Genomic DNA, 17,409 nt, shown 5'->3' with positions numbered 1-17,409 from the left:
CGGATCAGACCTGGCCCACCAGGTCATGACTGAACAGGGCAAGGCAGAAACCCACCACGGCGCCCAGGGGCGGCCCCCAGTGCTTGTCCAGCCGCGACTGCGGCGCAATGTCCTGGAAAATCAGGTACAGGATGCCCCCTGAAGCGAACAGCATGATCGCGCCCAGGGCAAAGGGGCGGCCGGTCAGGAAGAAATAGCCCAGCAAACCGGCGAGAGGCCCCGTAATCACCAGGCAGCTCATGAAGATCAATGTCTTTCGAGAAGTGTAGCCGGGCAGGCAGACAATTTCCCGATAGGCGTTAAAGCCTTCCGGAAAGTTCTGCAGTGCAATCAACAACGCCATCAACGCAGCGGTTTCCGGGCTCACGACCGCGAGGCCACCCAACGCAGTGGCCTCTGGAATGAAATCGAGCATGACGCCCATCAGCTGCGGCGATTCCCGGCGCTTCAGGCCCAACGCCCGCTCAATCAAAAAGAAAACGAACCCGCCCAGAATGATGGTAGGAATGGCCCAGAGCGAGTCGCCCATACTGGCCTGCCCCTCGGGAATCAAAACCACCGCCACAGCGCCCAGCAGAATGCCGCCGCCGAGGGCAATCAGGAAGTGGCGGAACTCCTCATCCAGCCAGTTGGGGCGGATCCGCTCGAAACTGGCCAGCAACCCGCCCAGGGGAATACAGGCACCGGCCAGTACGGTAAGGCCAACGATGTGTAAGACATGCTCCAGCATGGCAGGTTCGTGCTCCGGAAACGTGGCGTTTACTGAGGCAAGAGCCTAGCAGGTTCTGGCGAGCCTGGTGTCCCAGGGACACTAGCGCCACTCGAGCGTCTTCGGTTCCGTTGCGTGTTCGCAAAACAGGTGCCCCACATCGGGAATCGCGAAGCAACGATCGCCGCGCTGGGGTTGGCGGCTGTTGAATTCGGTGTGGCTGATGCCCACCTCCCAGATCTCCTCGCTCTCCCAGCCATCGGGCTTGAGTTCAATGCGCACCTCGGCACCAATCAGATTGATGGCCTCAATCCGGAACGGCAGATGGGCGCTGTCGCTGGCGTGCTGGGCCAGGCGTACCTCGTGGGGTCGGAGGTAGAGTTGGCCATCGTCGTTCTCACAACTCCGGGGCAGGCGGATCCAGGCCTCACCCTGACGCATCACGCCATCCTGTATGCGGCCCGAAAGCACGTTCACCTGGCCCAGAAACTCAAACACAAACCGGCTGTCTGGCCGACCGTAGAGCTCCAGGGGCGTATCCACCTGTTCAATCCTGCCGTTGCTCATTACCACGACCTGGTCGGAGAGCTCCAGAGCCTCTTCCTGGTCGTGGGTTACAAACACGCTGGTGAAGTGAAGCTCATCGTGCAGGCTGCGCAGCCAGCGGCGCAGGTCCTTTCGTACCTTGGCGTCCAGCGCGCCGAACGGCTCATCCAGCAGCAGTATCTCGGGCTTCATGGCCATGGCCCGAGCCAACGCGATTCGCTGTTTCTGGCCGCCAGACAGCTGCGCCGGATACCGGTTGGCCAGGTGCTCCAGCTGCACCATCTCCAGCAGTTCCTGTACCCGCTTGCGGATCTCGGGTTTGGACGGGCGTTCGCTGCGAGGCAACACATCCAGGCCGAAGGCCACGTTCTGGGCCACGGTCATGTGGCGGAACAGAGCGTAATGCTGGAACACAAACCCGACGCGACGGTCACGCACGTGCAGGTTGGTCACGTCTTTGCCACTGAAACGGATGCTGCCCTGCTCCGGGGTCTCCAGGCCGGCAATGATACGCAGCAGCGTGGTCTTGCCGGAACCGGACGGCCCCAGCAGCGCCGTCAGCTGACCATCCGGGATGGTCAGATTGATATCATGCAGGGCCTGGAACTTGTCGAAAAACTTGTTGATACCCTGTATCTCGATACTCATGGAGAACCCTTAATTACGACTCTGACGCCACTCAATGATGGCCTTCACGACAAGAGTAAGCAGCGCAATGCCCGCCAGCAGGGACGACGCGGCAAAGGCCCCGACAATGTTGTAATCCTGGTACAGCAGCTCCACCTGCAGCGGCAGGGTATTGGTTTCGCCCCGGATATTACCGGACACCACCGATACCGCGCCAAACTCCCCCACCGCCCGGGCATTGGTGAGAATCACGCCGTACAACAGCGCCCAGCGAATGTTGGGCAGTGTGACCCGGCGGAACAGCTGCCAGCCAGAAGCGCCAAGCACCACGCCGGCCTCTTCCTCTTCCCGACCGTGCTGCTGCATCAGCGGAATCAGTTCCCGGGCCACGAACGGACAGGTGACAAACACCGTCACCATCACAATGCCCGGCCAGGAGAACATCAGCTGGATATCGTGCTCACCCAGCCACTGCCCGATCCAGCCATTGCTGCCATACAGCAACAGGTAAAGCAGACCGGCCACTACCGGCGATACCGCAAACGGGATATCAATCAGCGTTGCCAGCAGCTTTCGCCCTGGAAAGGTAAAGCGAGTAACCAGCCAGGCCAGGAAAACGCCGAACACCAGGTTCAGCGGCACCGTCAAAAGAGCGACCAGGAGGGTCAGGCCGATGGCGTGCAGGGTGTACTCGTTCAGGATGTTGCTGATGTAACCGCCCCACCCGTCTGCAAAGGCCTGCACGAAAATCAGCACCAGTGGCATGAACAGAAGCAGCACTGTCATGCCAACTGCCAGGCCAATCAGGGTGCGGCGCACCAGCGGTGTATCGCCCACACGGCGATGTTTGCGGGTTGCCATATCAGCCTCCGTGCAGGCGCTTGAGATAGCGCCCCTGCCAGACATTGATCGCCAGCAGCAACAGCAGCGACACCGTCATCACCACCGCCGCAATGGCACTGGCCGCCGGGAAATCGTATTCCTCCAGGCGCACAAAAATCATCAGGCTGATCACTTCACTGATGTACGGAGAATTGCCGGCAATAAAGATTACCGCGCCGTACTCGCCCAAGCTGCGGGCAAACGACAGGGCGCCACCCGTCACCACCGCGGGCCAGAGCATGGGAAACAGGATTTTCCGGAACACCGTCAGATCCGAGGCACCGAGGCTCATGGCCGCCTCTTCGTCTTCCGGCGCCAGTTCCTCAAGCACGGGCTGAACGGTGCGCACGACGAACGGAACACTGGTGAAAGCCATGGCCACAACAATCCCCAGGGGCGTGAACGCCACCTCTATACCCAGTTCCGCCAGGTACTGACCGTACCAGCCGCTCTCCGCGAACAGGGTGGCCAGGGTGATACCTGCCACTGCCGTTGGCAATGCAAAAGGCAGGTCCATAATGGCGTCAAGCAGGCGCTTGCCGGGAAACTCGTACCGCACGAGCACCCAGGCCAGAAGCAGACCAAACACGCAGTTGAACAGCGATGCCGCCAGCGCCGCCAGTGCCGTAACCTTGTAGGAGGCGACAACCCGGGGATCGGTGATTACAAACCAGAACTGCTCCCAGCCCATGCCTGCGGCCCGGATGAACAGACCGCTGATGGGTAGCAGCAGAACCAGACTGATAAAGAAAAGCGAAATGCCGAGGCTCAATCCGAACCCCGGCAGCACGCGCTTGGTGGCAGAAGCGCTCAGCCTTTTGGCCGGGCGCTCTGCGGTTTCAGTGGTAGCCATGGATCAGTTGAGCATCCCTTAGCGGCGACGTTGCAACTGGTCCAGTTTTCCACCGCTGGCAAAGTGGGTTTCCATCGCGTTCTCCCAACTGCCGGCAATGTCCTGGATCGGCATCAGCTTCAGCTCGGGGAACTTCTCGGCCACTTCCTTCTTCACCGTCTCGTTATGTACCCGGTAATTGAAGCTGGCCAGAAGGCGCTGCGCCTCTTCCGAGTACAGGTGCTTGAGGTAGGCCTGAGCAACGTCTTCAGTGCCCTTCTTTTCGATGTTCTTGTCAATCCAGGTAACCGGGAACTCGGCCAGGAAGCTTACCTTCGGTACCACCACCTGAAAGTTCTTGTCCGGATTCAGTTCCGGAATGTTGTTCACTTCAGACTCGAAGGTCAGCAGCACGTCACCCAGACCACGCTCAACAAAGGTGGTGGTGGCGCCACGACCGCCGGAGTCGAACACCTTTACCTGGCCGAGCAGATCGCTCAGGAAGGCATCAATTTTCTCCTGATCGTCGCCAAACCGGTCCTGGGCATAGCCCAGAGCGGCCAGATAGGTGTAACGGCCGTTACCAGACGTCTTCGGGTTCGGCATGATGAGCTCAACGTCTTCGCGCACCAGGTCGTCCCAGTTCTGGATGTTCTTGGGGTTACCCTCGCGCACCAGGAACGCCATGGTGGAGTAGTAGGGTGAGCTGTTGTTGGGCAGGCGAGATGCCCAGTCTTCGGGAATCAGGTTGCCACGCTCGGCCAGGATGTTGACATCTGTCACCTGATTGTAAGTTACCACGTCGGCATCAAGACCCTGCAGAATGGCGCGCGCCTGTTTGGAAGAGCCAGCGTGGGACTGCTGGATGTTAACCGACTCGCCAGTCTTCTCTTTCCAGTAGTCCTGGAACAGAACGTTGTACTCCGCAAACAGTTCACGGGCGATGTCGTAGGAAGAATTAAGAAGCTCACGCTCCTGGGCAGTTGCTTGGCCCGAGAGCGAGAAAGCCAACGCCAGCGCACTGAACCACAGCCCTTTGCGCGCCTTTGAACCGGAAAAACTTGAATTTGGCATACTGGGCATAGCTCCCTGTTGACAAAGAATCTTGATATGCACTGAGAGAATAAGAGTCGTGCTTGGTTAGAACGCAAAGATAAGGTAGGAGTGTAGGAAGAACAATGCCCGCACTAGATAATTTACGACTGCCTTAAAAACGTTTGGTTATAACTCCGAAGAACCATGGTGATGGCGGATCCGTCAATGAACGGCATTCCGAGGAGTAGCCTCGCTCACCTGACCTTTCCCCGAACGCACCAGAAAAGTGCACAAAGGAACAAAATGACAAGCCCGGCACAGGAGTAATTTGCGCTTGCCAGCTACACTGATAAAACAAAGGCGAGGGAAAGCGGGCATTTTCAGGTATCAAGGGATCGTTCCATTAACAAAGGACGGGACATCAGCTATCAGAACCCTGAACACGCTCAAAGTTCGACTAGTACTGTCTTTCGGCCTCCTGATCCTGGCTGCCACGACCGTTGGCACCTGGCTGACCAGCGATCTGGCGGTGAACGCTTTGCGCAAATCCACGGGGCAGAACCTGCAGGAAGTCTCGGTTCAGCTCCGGGATAAAATCGATCTGGATCTTCATGAGCGTTACAGCGATCTTGCCGTAGCCGCGGCGCTCTCCAGCCAGCAACTCCTGAAACAGCAAACCGGTGATATCACCGTTCTTCTCAATGCACTGGCGGCAAACTTCTCGAGTTACGCCTGGATAGGCCTGACCTCTGCCGACGGCACAGTTCTGGCCAGTACCGGCAACCTCCTTAAAGGCATGGATGTCAGTCATCGCCCCTGGTTCCAGGAAGTCCGTGACGGCCCTTATCTGGGTGACGTGCATGAGGCACTGTTGCTCGAGGAAAAACTCAACAACGATACCGGCGCGCCCCTGCGCTTTGTGGATGTGGCCGTGCCGCTGCAGGATGCCGACGGGAACTTCAACGGCGTACTGGGCGCCCATCTGTACCTGGACTGGGTGGCCAGTATCGGGCAATCCCTGCTGTCTCCCCTGCAGGACCGTCTGCAGGCAGAGCTGATACTGGCCGACAAGAACGGTGTGGTGATGATCGGCCCCGAGGGAAGCGTCGGGCAAAAACTGAATGAGCAACTCCTGCAGGCAGCCAACTCCGACATTCCAGGATACGTCACCCTGCCCATGGCCATGACCGGCGAAGACAGCACCGAGCCCTACCTCGTGGGGTACAGCCGTCTGCGCGATCGTGAGGAGTACGCCACCCTCAACTGGCTTGTACTCGTACGAAAGCCAGCCATCGAAGCCTTCCAGCCCGCCCGGGCACTGCGCAACACGCTGATTTATGGCGGCGCACTGTTGGCCCTGATGCTGATTACCTTTGCCGTTTTCACCGCCCGGCGCACCACACGCCCGCTGTTGCAGATGGCACGCGAGGCTGACCGCATCGACTTCAACAACCCCTCCTCGCTGATACAGCTGCGAGACGACTACGAGGAGGTGCGGGTACTCTCATCCGTGTTGCGGGACCTGCTTCATAGGCTGGCCCGGAAAACCCAACAGATGAACGATTTGAATGCCAGCCTGGAACACCGGGTATCCGAGCGCACCCGGGCACTTGAGGACGCCAATCGGCTCCTGGAGGAAACTGTGCGCACCGACGCACTGACCGGCCTGAACAACCGCCGCTACTTCTTCGAACTGGGACGGACGGCCCTCAAAAAAGCCATACGCGCCGGCAAACCCGTTTCCGCCATCATGTTCGACGCCGACATGTTCAAGAAAATCAACGACACCTATGGCCACGCCGTGGGCGACAAGGCGCTGATTCACCTCAGCGTTATGGCCCAGGAGGCCCTGCGCGACACCGACATACTGGCCCGCCTCGGCGGCGAGGAGTTCGCGGTATTGCTGGAGAGCACTGAAGAGAGTATCGCCGGCGAGGTGGCCGAGCGCCTGAGAAGCACCATCAACGGCAAGCCCCTGCCCCTGGAAAGAGGAGAGCTGACGATAAGTGTCAGCGCTGGCGTTGCGTGCCTGTATCCAGAGGGCGGCGATGACCTGGACAGCCTGCTGGCGCAAGCGGATAAAGCGCTGTATGCGGCAAAATCGGGCGGACGGAACCAAGTGGCACTCTATTCCCGGCTGGACGATCATTCGGCCTCACCGGGTTTGGCGTGACTGGCCTACTCTGGCAGCCAGTTCAGTGTCGCTGACTGCGAAAACAAATTTGCCACACAGGCAAGAGCCGACATGCTTGGTCGTAGGGTTCCCTTCTATCAAGCCCGCTATTAAGCCCGATTTTCGAGGGCCCAAGGTTCTATGGTTCAGACTTGAGCACTTCCGCCCGATCCCTCTTGTATTCCTCATAGGACTTAGTGGAACGTTCGATGCATTCTTCATACTGAGCGGGCGGCACACCGACACATTCTTGTCGGGCGTTCCGCTGCATATTGTCATACACAGCTTTGCCGCTACAGCCAGCCAACGAAACACTCACCAACAGTGAATACAAAATCTTGCTCACGGCTCATCATCCATGTGGTGCGTAACGCGAAGCTTTGCGGTAATTCTGGAACCGCGAAGCGGTGGAAAAATTGTCCGGCAACAGCGGCTGGTTATGCATCATTCGTAATGGCTCCAGAGCCTGAGGACTTTCACCACTTGCTCGTCCTCGAGCACTTGGTAGACAAGACGATGCTGAATATTGATGCGGCGTGAATAGCCCCCCGCAAGATCACCAATGAGCTTCTCAAACGGAGGCGGCTTGCGGTATGGATCTTCAGCTATCAGCGCTAACAGTTCCTGGGCTTTTGGTTTGAGGCCGCTGGAGGCCAACTTCTTTGCATCTTTCTGGGCTTGCTTGGTGTAAACCAACTTCCATGTCACCAGTCCAGCTCCTCATCGCATTCATCCACAGGGGTATCCATCCCCTCACGAATAGACTCCCGCATACCTGGTACGGAGAGCAGGTAAAGTGTTTCCTGAATTGCAGACCAGTCTTCCTCGGAAACCAGGACGGCTTTGTTCCGCTTACCCATGATGACGATTGGTTGGTGGGACTCGGCGGTCTCGTCGATCAACCGATATAGGTTGCTGCGCGCCTCAGTTGCTGTGATTCCGGTCATGACGCACCTCTTGCGTGTTTAACTTTTAATCAAGTGTACGCCTATAAGTACGTACGTCAAGACGAACGTAATGCATAACGCTGAAAGTAACCGGCGCCGGAGCGCAGCGGAGGATACCAAAAGCGACTTGCTTTTGGCGTCCGGTTGACTGCCTTGTTATGAGCCTGGCCTGCCACCGCGGGCCTCGACCTTACTGACTATAAACTCGATGAAACCGGCTTTACGCTCTGCCTGAATTTTTGTGTTTTTGTTCCAAACCAGCATAAGAAACCCGAATATAAAAATGATCTTCGAATTATCTCCTACACCAAGTTTTTCAAAAACTTCCCCAAGCTGACCTTCGCTCATAGCGCCGACAGAGCCTCTATTCTTGTGGTACCACTTAGTCAACTTGGTGAGATGAAAATAATCTGCCTCAGGTATTTCAAAAGCTAGTGCGCCCGACTCATTAAAGATCCGCAGGAATTCGTCAACACTGTGAGAAACTTCGTCGAATTCAACTCGCTTCATTGCCCTGCACACCGCTCATAACGCCCGGCTCACGCGCCGTGATCTTGCACCACTTTGGTGGACACTTTAGGCACTGAGCTTTTCATACTCTTCCGGGGATTGGTAGCCCAGGCTCGAGTGCAGCCGCTCGCTGTTATAGAACATCATGTAGTGAATAATTTCCGAGACCGCTTGCACTTTCGTGTCGAATAATCGCTTGTGCACCAACTCAGCTTTCAGGGTGTGGAAGTAGGACTCCATGACCGCGTTGTCCAATGGATTGCCTTTGCGGCTCATGCTGCGAACCATCCCGGCCTTCTCCAGCAGTTCCCGGTATTCGTGCGCGGCGTATTCGATTCCTTGATCAGAATGGAACAGGCAACCCTGTTCTGGCATTTCGTTCAGCAACGCCATGCGCAACGCACTCTTGGTCAATTCACTGTTGCGGCGACTGCTGAACGACCAGCCCACCACTTTGCGACTGAACAGATCAATGATGGCTGCGTGGTACAGCCAGCCAGTGCGGGTTTTCAGATAAGTGAAATCCCCAGCCCACTGCTGACCGCAGCCGCTCGGTGCTTCACTGCCTTTGAGTTGATTGCCGGCGGAGCTGTAAAACGCGTGCTGCCCGGGCCGCCAAACATACAGTCCAGTTGTAGAGGCTTTAATCTCTAAAGTCCTCATCAACCGATTCACCCGTCGACGACTGCAAGGGAGGCCCTGCTGACGCAACGCCTGATGCACTCTTGGTGCGCCATAGGCCCGGCGATAGCCCTGGTGCAATTCGATAATGGCGCCCTTGAGGACCTCATCCTGCTGTCGATGAAGGCTGATAGGGCGAGTGAGCCAGGCATAAAAGCCGCTGCGAGACACACCGAAAAACAGGCAGAGGCGCTTGATACTGAACTGATCCCGGTTCTTCTCGATAAACTCAAAAATCAGCGACGGTTTTTCTCGAAGAACCGACGCGCCTTTTTTAGGAGGTCTATTTCCTCCTGGCGGGCATTCAGCTGTTTTTCCAGATCCTTGATGCGCTTCTTCGCCTTTGCCAGCTCGTCTTCCGCGGCGGCTTCAGAATCCGGTGGAGGGTTCACCCGTTTCGGAGAGGGCTTCTGCTTTTTCATGTGTTTGTTTTCAACCAGCGTCCCGTTGCGATGCTCCATACACCAGCGGTACAGCATGACTGGATGTATCCCTAGCCCCTCCGCAATATCCTTGGTTTTAACGTTAGGGTGATTAGCCAGTTTAACGGCCCGCAGCTTGAACGCCAGGGTGTAACGATCGTAGTTTCTCTTGTGGGTCTGCCCCATGGTGGGCCCCCTCTAGTGTTCGGTAAAAGACCGTCCACTAAAGAGGTGCAAGATCAGCCGGTGCGGAGCGCAGCGTAGTACCGGTCAGATTCACCCACTTGTTAACGGCATGGAGATGCTTCAGTGAAGGTTGTTTCACCTGCACACCAAGACCGATTTATGTAAAAGCCATTTTCTCTTAGGAGGTTCTCTATATTTTTCTTACCCAAGATCCCATAATATGAATACCCCCGCTTTCCTTCATACAAGTACCCATACAAAAGCCTTTCTCCTAACTCATATCGTTTAAAGTAGGAGCTTCTGTGCTGGTTTACAAAAACAGCCATCCCCCCTGCTTTTAGCAGCCGCCTTATAGACCCCACGACTTGTGTTAGGGTAGCCGGACAGGGTATCGCTGAAAGCACATTGGTACAGGTGACCACATCATATTTTTCGAAATGGTTGTCTATTTCCTCTGACGAAATAGTTTGACAGTTACTATAATTAGAACGGACAAATGCGCGAACAGTTGTTTTTCCCCCTCTTACCACCTGCTCACGATTTAATTGAACAAAAGAATCAACAAAAGTAACAGTTGAAGCAACCTCCACAAGGGTGTCGGAGTATCTGAGTTTACCACAACCAAAATCTAGCAATTTTGGCCGGCCTTCCAACGACGCTAAATAAAAATCAACTGCGGCCGACTTTTGGCTCGCAGGTTTTGCGGCATTCTCTGACCGAATTTCAACCCCATCAACAAGATAACGCACAATTATTAGCCTAGCCTCTCATATATAATCTTATAGCTTGCTCTGAAATCTGATCCGCCTGGTCCTTAGACTTCTGGGTAACCACAAAAAACCAATGGAGAGAAGCAACGCTTAAGACCATAAATAGATAAACGAGAAGACCCTTGCTCGGCAGCTCGAATTTTGAGATCCCTAGCACCAGTACGGTCACAGTTACAACCAAAAGATGTTCAAACAATACCCAAAATTGCAATGCATATCTCCAAAAGATATGCACATAGTGCTGATCTATATTTTTCACCTCTGGATAATACAATTCAGCCATAATTTGTTTTACGCGGCTTCGCGTAAGATGATCATCAACTTCGGCACGCTCTAACATTGGCTTTACGATGAAGTATTTATCCCAGATAAACCTAACAAGGAAAAACTTGGATAATTTATTATGGACTTCAAACAATGTGCTAAGAAGCCAAGCTAATCCGGCACCAGCAAGTGGAATCGCCCCAAAAGAAAGGCACCACTCGATCAGCTCTTCATAATCCTTTACCGGTGGTATAAGCGCATCATCCACTTCAATTTTAGGAATCACGCCAAAAAACCTCAGAGCCACGAGAAAGATCAACGTTGTCAGGAACGTCAGCTTCCCTAGCTTTGAAAGCATCTGGTTGTAATTCTCTGGTGAAGGCATACCTTTTTTCTCTTCAACGTTTGCTTCTGAACTACTTGCGCGTTAACGCTTGCATAAGCGGCGCCCGACTAGGGCGTCCGGTGGAGGCCCGTCGGGCCGGAACAGACTTAATGCACTTGTTACAAGCTTACTCAAAAACCGGCCTCATAAAACTGCGTTCACAGCTTAGTACACAACGAGTTTCTTCAGCGTATTTGAAGGCGGCTTGGCAATCCGAGTCTTTGAACGAGGCCTCACGGTACTTTTCATAGGCTGCCAGAGATTCGAACGTGAATAGTGCGATGGCGATATTGTTGGCACCCTCGGAAGGCAAGAAATACCCATGGTGCTGACCGCCGAACCTCTGAACCAAAGGTATCCACATCTTAGAATAGCGCTCGAACTCGGCGGCTTTGTAGGGGTCTATAACGTACTTTAGGTAACAGGTAACCACTTGAACTCCCTTTCAGTTGGCCTTGTAACGCCAGTGGTAATGGGCGCCAACGGAGCGCAGCGTAGTTGGCGTCCCGTTGACCACCTTGATACTGATTGAGCCTTCTCCCCAGCCTAGCGGCGGACCGCTAAGCTGGAAGGCGACCAAGCACAACAAAGGGAGAAGACTCATGAATTTCTACAATAGCACTCACCGTCACTTCTGTGGAATCGACCTCCACGCCCGCAGTCTTTATGTGTGCGTCATTCACCACTCCGGCGAAGTACTACTGCATAAGGAAATCAAAGCCCAGCCTCAGGCGTTGCTGGACTTGCTTGCCCCATTCCGCGATGACTTGGTCATTGGCGTCGAGTGCATGCATTGCTGGTACTGGCTCTCGGATCTGTGCGAGGAACACGGCATCCACTTTATTCTGGGGCACGCCCTGTACATGAAGGCCATTCACGGGGGTAAAACCAAGAACGACCGCATCGATTCGTTCAAGATCGCCATGCTCATGAAGGGCGGTAATTTCCCGTTGGCCTACGTGTACCCCAAAGAGATGCGGGCGACCCGTGACCTGCTGCGCCGACGCTCCCGCATCGTTCATCACGGGGCGATGCTCAAGGCCCATGTGGTGAACACCACCAGTCAGTACAACCTGCCACCGACTAAACTGAACCTGAAGAACCGGGGCCATCGGAAGCAGGCTCACGCCGCCTTTGCCGACAAGGATGTGCAGCGCAACATCGATCTCGATCTGGCTCTGATCGATTGTTATCACCAGCAGCTGAGCCAGCTGGAATGGCATCTGGAGCAGCAGGCCAAACAGCACGATCCTACATCCCTCAGTGTGCTTCGCAGCATTCCCGGCATCGGTCGCATCCTGGCACTGACCATCCTTTACGAGATCGGCGACATTCATCGATTTGAGACGGTTCAGAAGTTCGCGTCTTACGCGCGACTGATCAAGTGCAAAGCCGAATCGGCAGGAAAGGTCTATGGCACTCAGGGCAACAAGATCGGCAACGCGCATCTGAAGTGGGCCTTCTCGGAAGCGGCCGTGCTGTATCTGCGCGGCAATGAAAAGGCCCAGCGCTATCTACAGAAACTCCAGAAGCGCATGAACAAGGCCAAAGCCCTGTCGGCGCTGGCCCACAAGCTGGGTCGGGCCGCCTACTTCATGCTCAAGCATCAGAGGGTCTTCGATGAACAACGGTTCCTGAAGGGTTAGTCACGCCACGGGGTGAGAATGATGTCTAACTGGATCAGGCAGGAAGATGACCGAAAACCGGGCGTCCGCAGACTGGCACTCGATGCCCAGCCGGTTTTCTATCACCGACGTTGAAGCCAGAGCACCTTGATTAGCCACCCCGTGGGCGTGCCTTTTAATACCATGAGCCAGCGTACTTGCACCGGTGCTGAGCCTGAACCTAACTGGAGCCTTGCAGCCCGTCCCTTGAATAGTGCCAGCGACCGGTTAACCGATGAATGTCTGGTGCCCCTGATCCACCGATGGAACGACTGATCAGGCAGTGGCCGAAAGCCACGTAAGTGAGCCCCTATATGTGTTTGCTGTAAGTACCTGACAGCCTAGCGAGACTCGCGAAGATAGGTGCTCTGGTTCATGGATTTAAATTGGCCGCTGGCGCGGCCAAAAAAATGACTATTGCCTATTGATCGGAAGAAGGCTCATATGTGTTAAGTATGTTCATTCCATCCCCCACTGCTCAAGATCTGAAACAGGGTTTGGCAATCTCCCCTCTAGCCACTTTGCGCAGGTACCGGGCCTGAATTCAGGATCATGACTCTCGATAACCCAAGACAAAAACTCATCTGGGCCACCATTCATGTATGGAGGTGGCGATACCGGCTGAAAGGACGTTGGCAACCTTTCATTTACTGAGAGGTAGTTGAGTACATGCCCTAGCTCTTGCACCGTTTGCCAAGCCAACGGGTGTTCAATATTGATAGTGAACTTTACCCACCACCTGCCTTCATCGTCTGCACCGTGGCCGATTGACCCTTCAATTGCAGGGATCTGTTTGAGGTAATCGGTAAGCTTCGTAAATGCTCGATCGTCCATTAGATACACTTAACGCCGTGGTAATGGGCGCCAACGGAGCAACGCTTAGTTGGCGTCCCGTTGACCACCTAGTTACGAGCGCAGATCGCGCAGATCAAAGTCATGTAGACGAAGTGCGACCTTACTCTCTAACAGTTCCTCTTCGAGAGCTTCTGCCTGGAGCGCCAGTTGCTCAAGCTCCTCGAATTCAATGATTTCATGCTCTTTCTTGTCCGATGCAATTGCTTCGGTGAGATTATGCTCTCCGTCAAAAAGGCAAAGTACAAGTGGATTGTGAGCTACAGCATTTCGCTTCTCTGCTAGCTTTTTAGCCTTTTCCAAATTCCTCGTAAATGCTTCAACTTTGTCAGCCGGCGCATCTTGCTCTTGCGCGAGGTCGACAATTAAATCCACTCTTTGTCCAAACCTCATATTCATAACATGACGGTACACAGGGGCTTTGAGCCATTCTTTGAGGGTCTGTAGGGTCAAACTCTCCATAGCCGCAAAAGCAATCAGAAAGCGACCAACCAATGTTGCCCATTTGTGATCAAGATCTACGATCTTCGCCATGGCTTTCCCTCACTCGTAACGCTTTTGTTTAGCGGCGCCCCGACAGGGGCGTCCGGTGGAGGGCCGAAGGCCCGTAACGAACTACAACTACTGGTTATGTGAGTCAGAGACTCTCGTAGTGGCTGATAAACGCATCGAGAGCTGCCTGGCTTTCAATGGTTACTTGGTAGTTCGCTTTGTGCAGCCCACCGGAGAAAACTCTCTCCAACGCGGTAGAAACATCTTTTCCCGAAATTCGCTGAACTTCAGAAAGTCCAGCAATCTGAGGTGGCTCCCTGTCCACTCGCACGAATAACCCTGTTGTGGTCTTTGGGTCAAAAGCGAACTCTGTTTTTTTGCCCAATTTAAGCTTATAGGACCAAAACTTGTCCGTGTTGTCCTTTCGGTGGAGAGCAACCCGATCCGGGATTGAATCGAGATAGATAACGGCTTCCTTTCCCGTGATCTTCATCGCTACCTCAATAGATTTCACGTGCGGTAAACACATAACGCCCATGTTAAGCGGCCGGTTTGGAGTGCAACGGAAAACCGGTCCGGTGGAGGCCGTCAGGCCGGAACGTACTTGAACTACTGGTTAGCTGTGCGACTGTGCACGTAGGATCCCCCTTAGACCAACCCCAAGAACGACTAGTCCCGATAAACAGCTCAGCACGCCAACCGCAAGCCAGATGTTTTTCATTTTCTGGTAGTGCATAGCGAGCCGCATTGCCTTTTGATTCTCGACCTTAAGCAAGTTTGCCCTATTTCCCCACTCGGTGGCCCCCGGATCTAAAGCTCTCATTTTTTCTTTCGTTTCTTGCTCATCACAGTCCTCACCTTGTTCGACGCAGGATCTACGCAATGCAATCTGTTCGTTCACCCGGCGAGCAAATTCTGAGTACACATAAGAGAATTCCTCAGTATCCGCCATGAATTCTATCTTTTTCACTTCCGCTGCATCGTAGGCAGACCATGGCTGGTTAAAGCCATAGGCCAACAGAGCAATTCCGGCTGCAACCAATAGTTCATTCAGATATTTCATAGGATCATGATCTACAGCTAACGCCCTGCTCACGTGCCGGTTTGGAGCCGCGAAGCGGCGGAAAATCGGTCGCGGTGCAGCCGATTGTTACAGTCTTCCAAACCAGTACTGCGAACTTCGCCGGCTATGTGCAATAGCCAGAACCTGAAAGCCATGAGTCTTCTATCGGTGATAGATAGCGGGAATCTGTGAAGGAATTAATCAGCGAAACTAGTCACACCCACACCTGGTGAACCCGCTCGATTAACTTGCCTTTTTAAGAAAACGCCAGCCAATCAAACCAGCACCTGCCAGCAAAAAGAAAACATTCACAGCGACAAACGGAACCGGATCGCTTTCCATGGTCCACATTTCCCGAACAGTGTAACTGTTAAGCAGGTTGTACACCCTTTGGCTGCCAATCATTTCACCGCTCATGAAGTTACCCGCACCGACCAATATCAGGCCAACCCCAAACATTGGATCGATAACTGTGCGCATACGCTCCATGTTCTGCTTCTTAACCAGACAGATCACAACCATGGCAACAAGAAGAATGATGTAGCCTAAGATGTTCACGGCATGCTCCTTTTACGGTTTAAGCAGTTCAGAAGGCCGCTTGGTAGGGCCTTGATTTGTGGGATTCTCAAGCCCACTCCCTCAGTTAAGTGCAAATTCCCCAGAAACAACGACTTGTAACGCCTGGGCTAAGCCGCCGGTACGGAGCGCAGCGTAGTACCGGTCGGCTTGAGCCCCTGGTTAAAGGTCTGAAGCGGGCTACTGGATTGTGGCGGTACCAACAATTTGCGCCCCATTCATGAGTCTTATTTTTGTACCTGATACAAACTGATCAGATAAGTCTCTCGGATAGCTAGCATTTAACCACCCTTCTTGCGTGCTACCCGGGTAAACCAAAGTCTCAAAATCGATTTGCCCCCAAAACTGGCGGTCACTTTGAGACAGATACATGTCGGGACGCCAATTCTCGCCAGGAACCACCGGATTAACACGACCGCCACTGTCCGTTTGGGTTAGCTCAACTAACACCTTCATAGGTTGGCGGGTCTTCTCAAAATCCTCTGATCTCATATGACCTTTAACGCCCTTGTTTAGCGGCGCCCATGTAGCGCAGCGAAATGGGCGTCCGGTGTAGGGCCGCCAGGCCCGGAACGTACTACAACTATTTGTTAAGTAATTGAATGCATGGGCTAAAATGCCACCGAGGCTATAGCTTACGCTCATACTTTAGAAGCCCACTTTTGCGGGCCAACCACCTAGGCAACACAACAATGTGCCGCCCGTTTCCGAGATCTTGAATTTCTGAAATCTGAGAGATGGGCAAGACATACGACTCACCGGCTAGGCTCGCCTGATAGAGGCTGCCATAGTCAAAATGCCCGCCAGTGACCGTATAGGAACGCGGCGCGGCCTTTCGGATCATTACTTCGATCGCACAAGTTTCGGTCATAAACACTTAACGCCAGCGCACAACGGCGCCCTTGAAATGGAGGCGCAGCCGCAATGTAAAGGGCGTCCGGCGGCCACCGGCCGCGTATTGATGCGCCTTGTTATAGCTTGGGCTTGAGGGCATGATCCACAGCCTCTTTTAACCAACATATACCGAAAGCTAACACACCACACACAGCGATTGCTTGGGCGTAGATCATCAACGCATCGGCAAAACCGTGAAACTGGATGAAGCCAGCGACTCCAGATTCTCCGATTACCTCTCCGGATTCGCTGTACTCCCTTACCGGACCGACAGTGACAAACAGAAAAAAGGTCCAGGGCAAGGCCAAACCGACAATAAGGCTTGTGAGGAGTTTCGATTTCAAGCTACCAACTTTCCCTTTGGTTTGTGGCTATAACGCCGGTGGTAATGGGCGGCTACGGAGCGCAGCGTAGTAGGCGTCCCGTTGACCACTTGGTTAAATTCAATCCGAGACTTTCGCTGCCGTCGCTATGTAACAATGGCCCTCGTACTCTCCAAGTGGCAGGCTCATCGAACTCTGATGTATACCACCCTCACCGTCCGTCTCTTCTGCAAAATGAATAATGAGCTCTTTCTCGGGCTTTAGGTTTATTTTGTAGCGTACGCCGTTCATCTCATACTCGGTCAAACCGTCTTCCGGGAAGTCGACAATCTCAGTGCCAACAACGGTTTTTTCGAAGTTCCGCTCAAAGCTTCGTTTAATTGAATCACGGGTGAACTCGTCGACTCCCTCCATGTAATACATGTCGAGCACGCTGGAAATTTCCCCTGATGAAACTGCCTCGCCAACCATTTGGGCAAAGTCACTATCACAGCCTGGTGGTGGCTCAGAGCAAGCAGACAAAACAACTGTAGAAGCCAAAAGAAAATGTTTCATATTCCTCCCTGAATTTAACGC

The 17,409-nt window shown here is 54.0% G+C and carries 22 protein-coding genes; 2 read left to right on the top strand and 20 right to left on the bottom strand.

Annotated elements, in window-relative coordinates:
- Positions 1–4: 4 nt before the first annotated feature.
- The 5 genes from BM344_RS00120 to cysP form a co-directional block, all read right to left on the bottom strand.
- The gene (locus BM344_RS00120) at positions 5–730 is read right to left on the bottom strand and encodes a ZIP family metal transporter (RefSeq protein ID WP_091984539.1); all 726 of its coding nucleotides are present in this window, start codon (positions 728–730) and stop codon (positions 5–7) included.
- 81 nt (positions 731–811) lie between these two features.
- Positions 812–1,903, bottom strand: coding sequence for a sulfate/molybdate ABC transporter ATP-binding protein (locus BM344_RS00115; RefSeq protein ID WP_091984536.1), 1,092 nt, complete (start codon positions 1,901–1,903; stop codon positions 812–814).
- A 9-nt stretch (positions 1,904–1,912) separates the two neighbouring features.
- Positions 1,913–2,743, bottom strand: a complete 831-nt coding sequence (gene cysW / locus BM344_RS00110) for a sulfate ABC transporter permease subunit CysW (RefSeq protein ID WP_091984533.1) — start codon at positions 2,741–2,743, stop codon at positions 1,913–1,915.
- A 1-nt stretch (position 2,744) separates the two neighbouring features.
- Entirely contained in the window at positions 2,745–3,617 is an 873-nt protein-coding gene (gene cysT, locus BM344_RS00105; RefSeq protein WP_091984529.1) for a sulfate/thiosulfate ABC transporter permease CysT, read from the bottom strand.
- A gap of 18 nt (positions 3,618–3,635) precedes the next feature.
- The gene (gene cysP / locus BM344_RS00100; RefSeq protein WP_091984526.1) at positions 3,636–4,670 is read right to left on the bottom strand and encodes a thiosulfate ABC transporter substrate-binding protein CysP; all 1,035 of its coding nucleotides are present in this window, start codon (positions 4,668–4,670) and stop codon (positions 3,636–3,638) included.
- A 499-nt stretch (positions 4,671–5,169) separates the two neighbouring features.
- On the opposite strand from cysP, the gene BM344_RS00095 reads away from it, so the two are divergent.
- Positions 5,170–6,804: a sensor domain-containing diguanylate cyclase gene (locus tag BM344_RS00095; RefSeq protein WP_167363193.1), complete on the top strand. Its 1,635-nt coding sequence runs from the start codon at positions 5,170–5,172 to the stop codon at positions 6,802–6,804.
- Positions 6,805–7,248: 444 nt separating this feature from the next.
- Here BM344_RS00095 and BM344_RS00085 read toward each other — a convergent pair whose 3' ends face one another.
- The 8 genes from BM344_RS00085 to BM344_RS00050 all read right to left on the bottom strand — a co-directional run bounded on the left by BM344_RS00085 (position 7,249) and on the right by BM344_RS00050 (position 11,402).
- Positions 7,249–7,512, bottom strand: coding sequence for a Txe/YoeB family addiction module toxin (locus tag BM344_RS00085; protein WP_091984517.1), 264 nt, complete (start codon positions 7,510–7,512; stop codon positions 7,249–7,251).
- Positions 7,509–7,751, bottom strand: a complete 243-nt coding sequence (locus BM344_RS00080; protein WP_058092928.1) for a type II toxin-antitoxin system Phd/YefM family antitoxin — start codon at positions 7,749–7,751, stop codon at positions 7,509–7,511. Before BM344_RS00080 ends, BM344_RS00085 begins: the two co-directional genes overlap by 4 nt.
- A gap of 156 nt (positions 7,752–7,907) precedes the next feature.
- Positions 7,908–8,261, bottom strand: coding sequence for a hypothetical protein (locus tag BM344_RS00075; RefSeq protein WP_091984513.1), 354 nt, complete (start codon positions 8,259–8,261; stop codon positions 7,908–7,910).
- Positions 8,262–8,327: 66 nt separating this feature from the next.
- A complete protein-coding gene (locus tag BM344_RS00070) occupies positions 8,328–9,167 on the bottom strand; it encodes an IS3 family transposase (RefSeq protein ID WP_265734096.1) in 840 nt (279 codons plus the stop codon).
- An 11-nt stretch (positions 9,168–9,178) separates the two neighbouring features.
- Positions 9,179–9,550 carry a transposase gene (locus tag BM344_RS00065; protein ID WP_091984507.1) on the bottom strand — a complete coding sequence of 124 codons (372 nt, stop codon included), beginning with the start codon at positions 9,548–9,550 and terminating at the stop codon, positions 9,179–9,181.
- A 101-nt stretch (positions 9,551–9,651) separates the two neighbouring features.
- Positions 9,652–10,299 carry a class I SAM-dependent methyltransferase gene (locus BM344_RS00060; RefSeq protein WP_167363192.1) on the bottom strand — a complete coding sequence of 216 codons (648 nt, stop codon included), beginning with the start codon at positions 10,297–10,299 and terminating at the stop codon, positions 9,652–9,654.
- A 10-nt stretch (positions 10,300–10,309) separates the two neighbouring features.
- Positions 10,310–10,969 carry a hypothetical protein gene (locus tag BM344_RS00055; RefSeq protein ID WP_139229610.1) on the bottom strand — a complete coding sequence of 220 codons (660 nt, stop codon included), beginning with the start codon at positions 10,967–10,969 and terminating at the stop codon, positions 10,310–10,312.
- 127 nt (positions 10,970–11,096) lie between these two features.
- Positions 11,097–11,402, bottom strand: coding sequence for an NIPSNAP family protein (locus BM344_RS00050; RefSeq protein ID WP_091984497.1), 306 nt, complete (start codon positions 11,400–11,402; stop codon positions 11,097–11,099).
- 169 nt (positions 11,403–11,571) lie between these two features.
- On the opposite strand from BM344_RS00050, the gene BM344_RS00045 reads away from it, so the two are divergent.
- Positions 11,572–12,615: an IS110 family RNA-guided transposase gene (locus BM344_RS00045; RefSeq protein WP_091984494.1), complete on the top strand. Its 1,044-nt coding sequence runs from the start codon at positions 11,572–11,574 to the stop codon at positions 12,613–12,615.
- A 477-nt stretch (positions 12,616–13,092) separates the two neighbouring features.
- Here the strand turns inward: BM344_RS00045 and BM344_RS00040 are convergent, their stop codons facing one another.
- The 7 genes from BM344_RS00040 to BM344_RS00005 form a co-directional block, all read right to left on the bottom strand.
- A complete protein-coding gene (locus BM344_RS00040; protein WP_091984490.1) occupies positions 13,093–13,467 on the bottom strand; it encodes a hypothetical protein in 375 nt (124 codons plus the stop codon).
- Between the two features lie 72 nt (positions 13,468–13,539).
- A complete protein-coding gene (locus BM344_RS00035) occupies positions 13,540–14,019 on the bottom strand; it encodes a hypothetical protein (RefSeq protein WP_091984487.1) in 480 nt (159 codons plus the stop codon).
- 103 nt (positions 14,020–14,122) lie between these two features.
- Entirely contained in the window at positions 14,123–14,491 is a 369-nt protein-coding gene (locus BM344_RS00030) for a hypothetical protein (RefSeq protein WP_139229609.1), read from the bottom strand.
- Between the two features lie 102 nt (positions 14,492–14,593).
- Positions 14,594–15,040 (bottom strand): hypothetical protein, encoded by a 447-nt coding sequence (locus tag BM344_RS00025; protein WP_091984482.1) that lies wholly within the window; start codon positions 15,038–15,040, stop codon positions 14,594–14,596.
- Positions 15,041–15,283: 243 nt separating this feature from the next.
- On the bottom strand, positions 15,284–15,598 hold the full coding sequence (locus BM344_RS00020; protein WP_091984479.1) for a hypothetical protein: 315 nt from the start codon (positions 15,596–15,598) through the stop codon (positions 15,284–15,286).
- A gap of 989 nt (positions 15,599–16,587) precedes the next feature.
- Positions 16,588–16,854 carry a hypothetical protein gene (locus BM344_RS00010; RefSeq protein ID WP_091984473.1) on the bottom strand — a complete coding sequence of 89 codons (267 nt, stop codon included), beginning with the start codon at positions 16,852–16,854 and terminating at the stop codon, positions 16,588–16,590.
- Positions 16,855–16,953: 99 nt separating this feature from the next.
- The coding region (locus BM344_RS00005; RefSeq protein ID WP_208603358.1) for a hypothetical protein at positions 16,954–17,409 on the bottom strand (456 nt) is incomplete at its 5' end.

This window comes from Marinobacter gudaonensis (genome assembly GCF_900115175.1).
Lineage (GTDB): Bacteria > Pseudomonadota > Gammaproteobacteria > Pseudomonadales > Oleiphilaceae > Marinobacter > Marinobacter gudaonensis.
This window is presented reverse-complemented; position numbering and strand designations above follow the sequence as displayed.

Bases quoted from the DNA above. Each gene is read 5' to 3' on its own strand.
- BM344_RS00035 (WP_091984487.1), bottom strand. From the start codon at position 14,019: ATGGCGAAGATCGTAGATCTTGATCACAAATGGGCAACATTGGTTGGT.
- BM344_RS00040 (WP_091984490.1), bottom strand. From the start codon at position 13,467: ATGGACGATCGAGCATTTACGAAGCTTACCGATTACCTCAAACAGATC.
- BM344_RS00025 (WP_091984482.1), bottom strand. From the start codon at position 15,040: ATGAAATATCTGAATGAACTATTGGTTGCAGCCGGAATTGCTCTGTTG.
- cysP (WP_091984526.1), bottom strand. From the start codon at position 4,670: ATGCCAAATTCAAGTTTTTCCGGTTCAAAGGCGCGCAAAGGGCTGTGG.
- BM344_RS00055 (WP_139229610.1), bottom strand. From the start codon at position 10,969: ATGCCTTCACCAGAGAATTACAACCAGATGCTTTCAAAGCTAGGGAAG.
- cysW (WP_091984533.1), bottom strand. From the start codon at position 2,743: ATGGCAACCCGCAAACATCGCCGTGTGGGCGATACACCGCTGGTGCGC.
- BM344_RS00045 (WP_091984494.1), top strand. From the start codon at position 11,572: ATGAATTTCTACAATAGCACTCACCGTCACTTCTGTGGAATCGACCTC.
- BM344_RS00075 (WP_091984513.1), bottom strand. From the start codon at position 8,261: ATGAAGCGAGTTGAATTCGACGAAGTTTCTCACAGTGTTGACGAATTC.
- BM344_RS00065 (WP_091984507.1), bottom strand. From the start codon at position 9,550: ATGGGGCAGACCCACAAGAGAAACTACGATCGTTACACCCTGGCGTTC.
- BM344_RS00120 (WP_091984539.1), bottom strand. From the start codon at position 730: ATGCTGGAGCATGTCTTACACATCGTTGGCCTTACCGTACTGGCCGGT.
- BM344_RS00115 (WP_091984536.1), bottom strand. From the start codon at position 1,903: ATGAGTATCGAGATACAGGGTATCAACAAGTTTTTCGACAAGTTCCAG.
- cysT (WP_091984529.1), bottom strand. From the start codon at position 3,617: ATGGCTACCACTGAAACCGCAGAGCGCCCGGCCAAAAGGCTGAGCGCT.
- BM344_RS00080 (WP_058092928.1), bottom strand. From the start codon at position 7,751: ATGACCGGAATCACAGCAACTGAGGCGCGCAGCAACCTATATCGGTTG.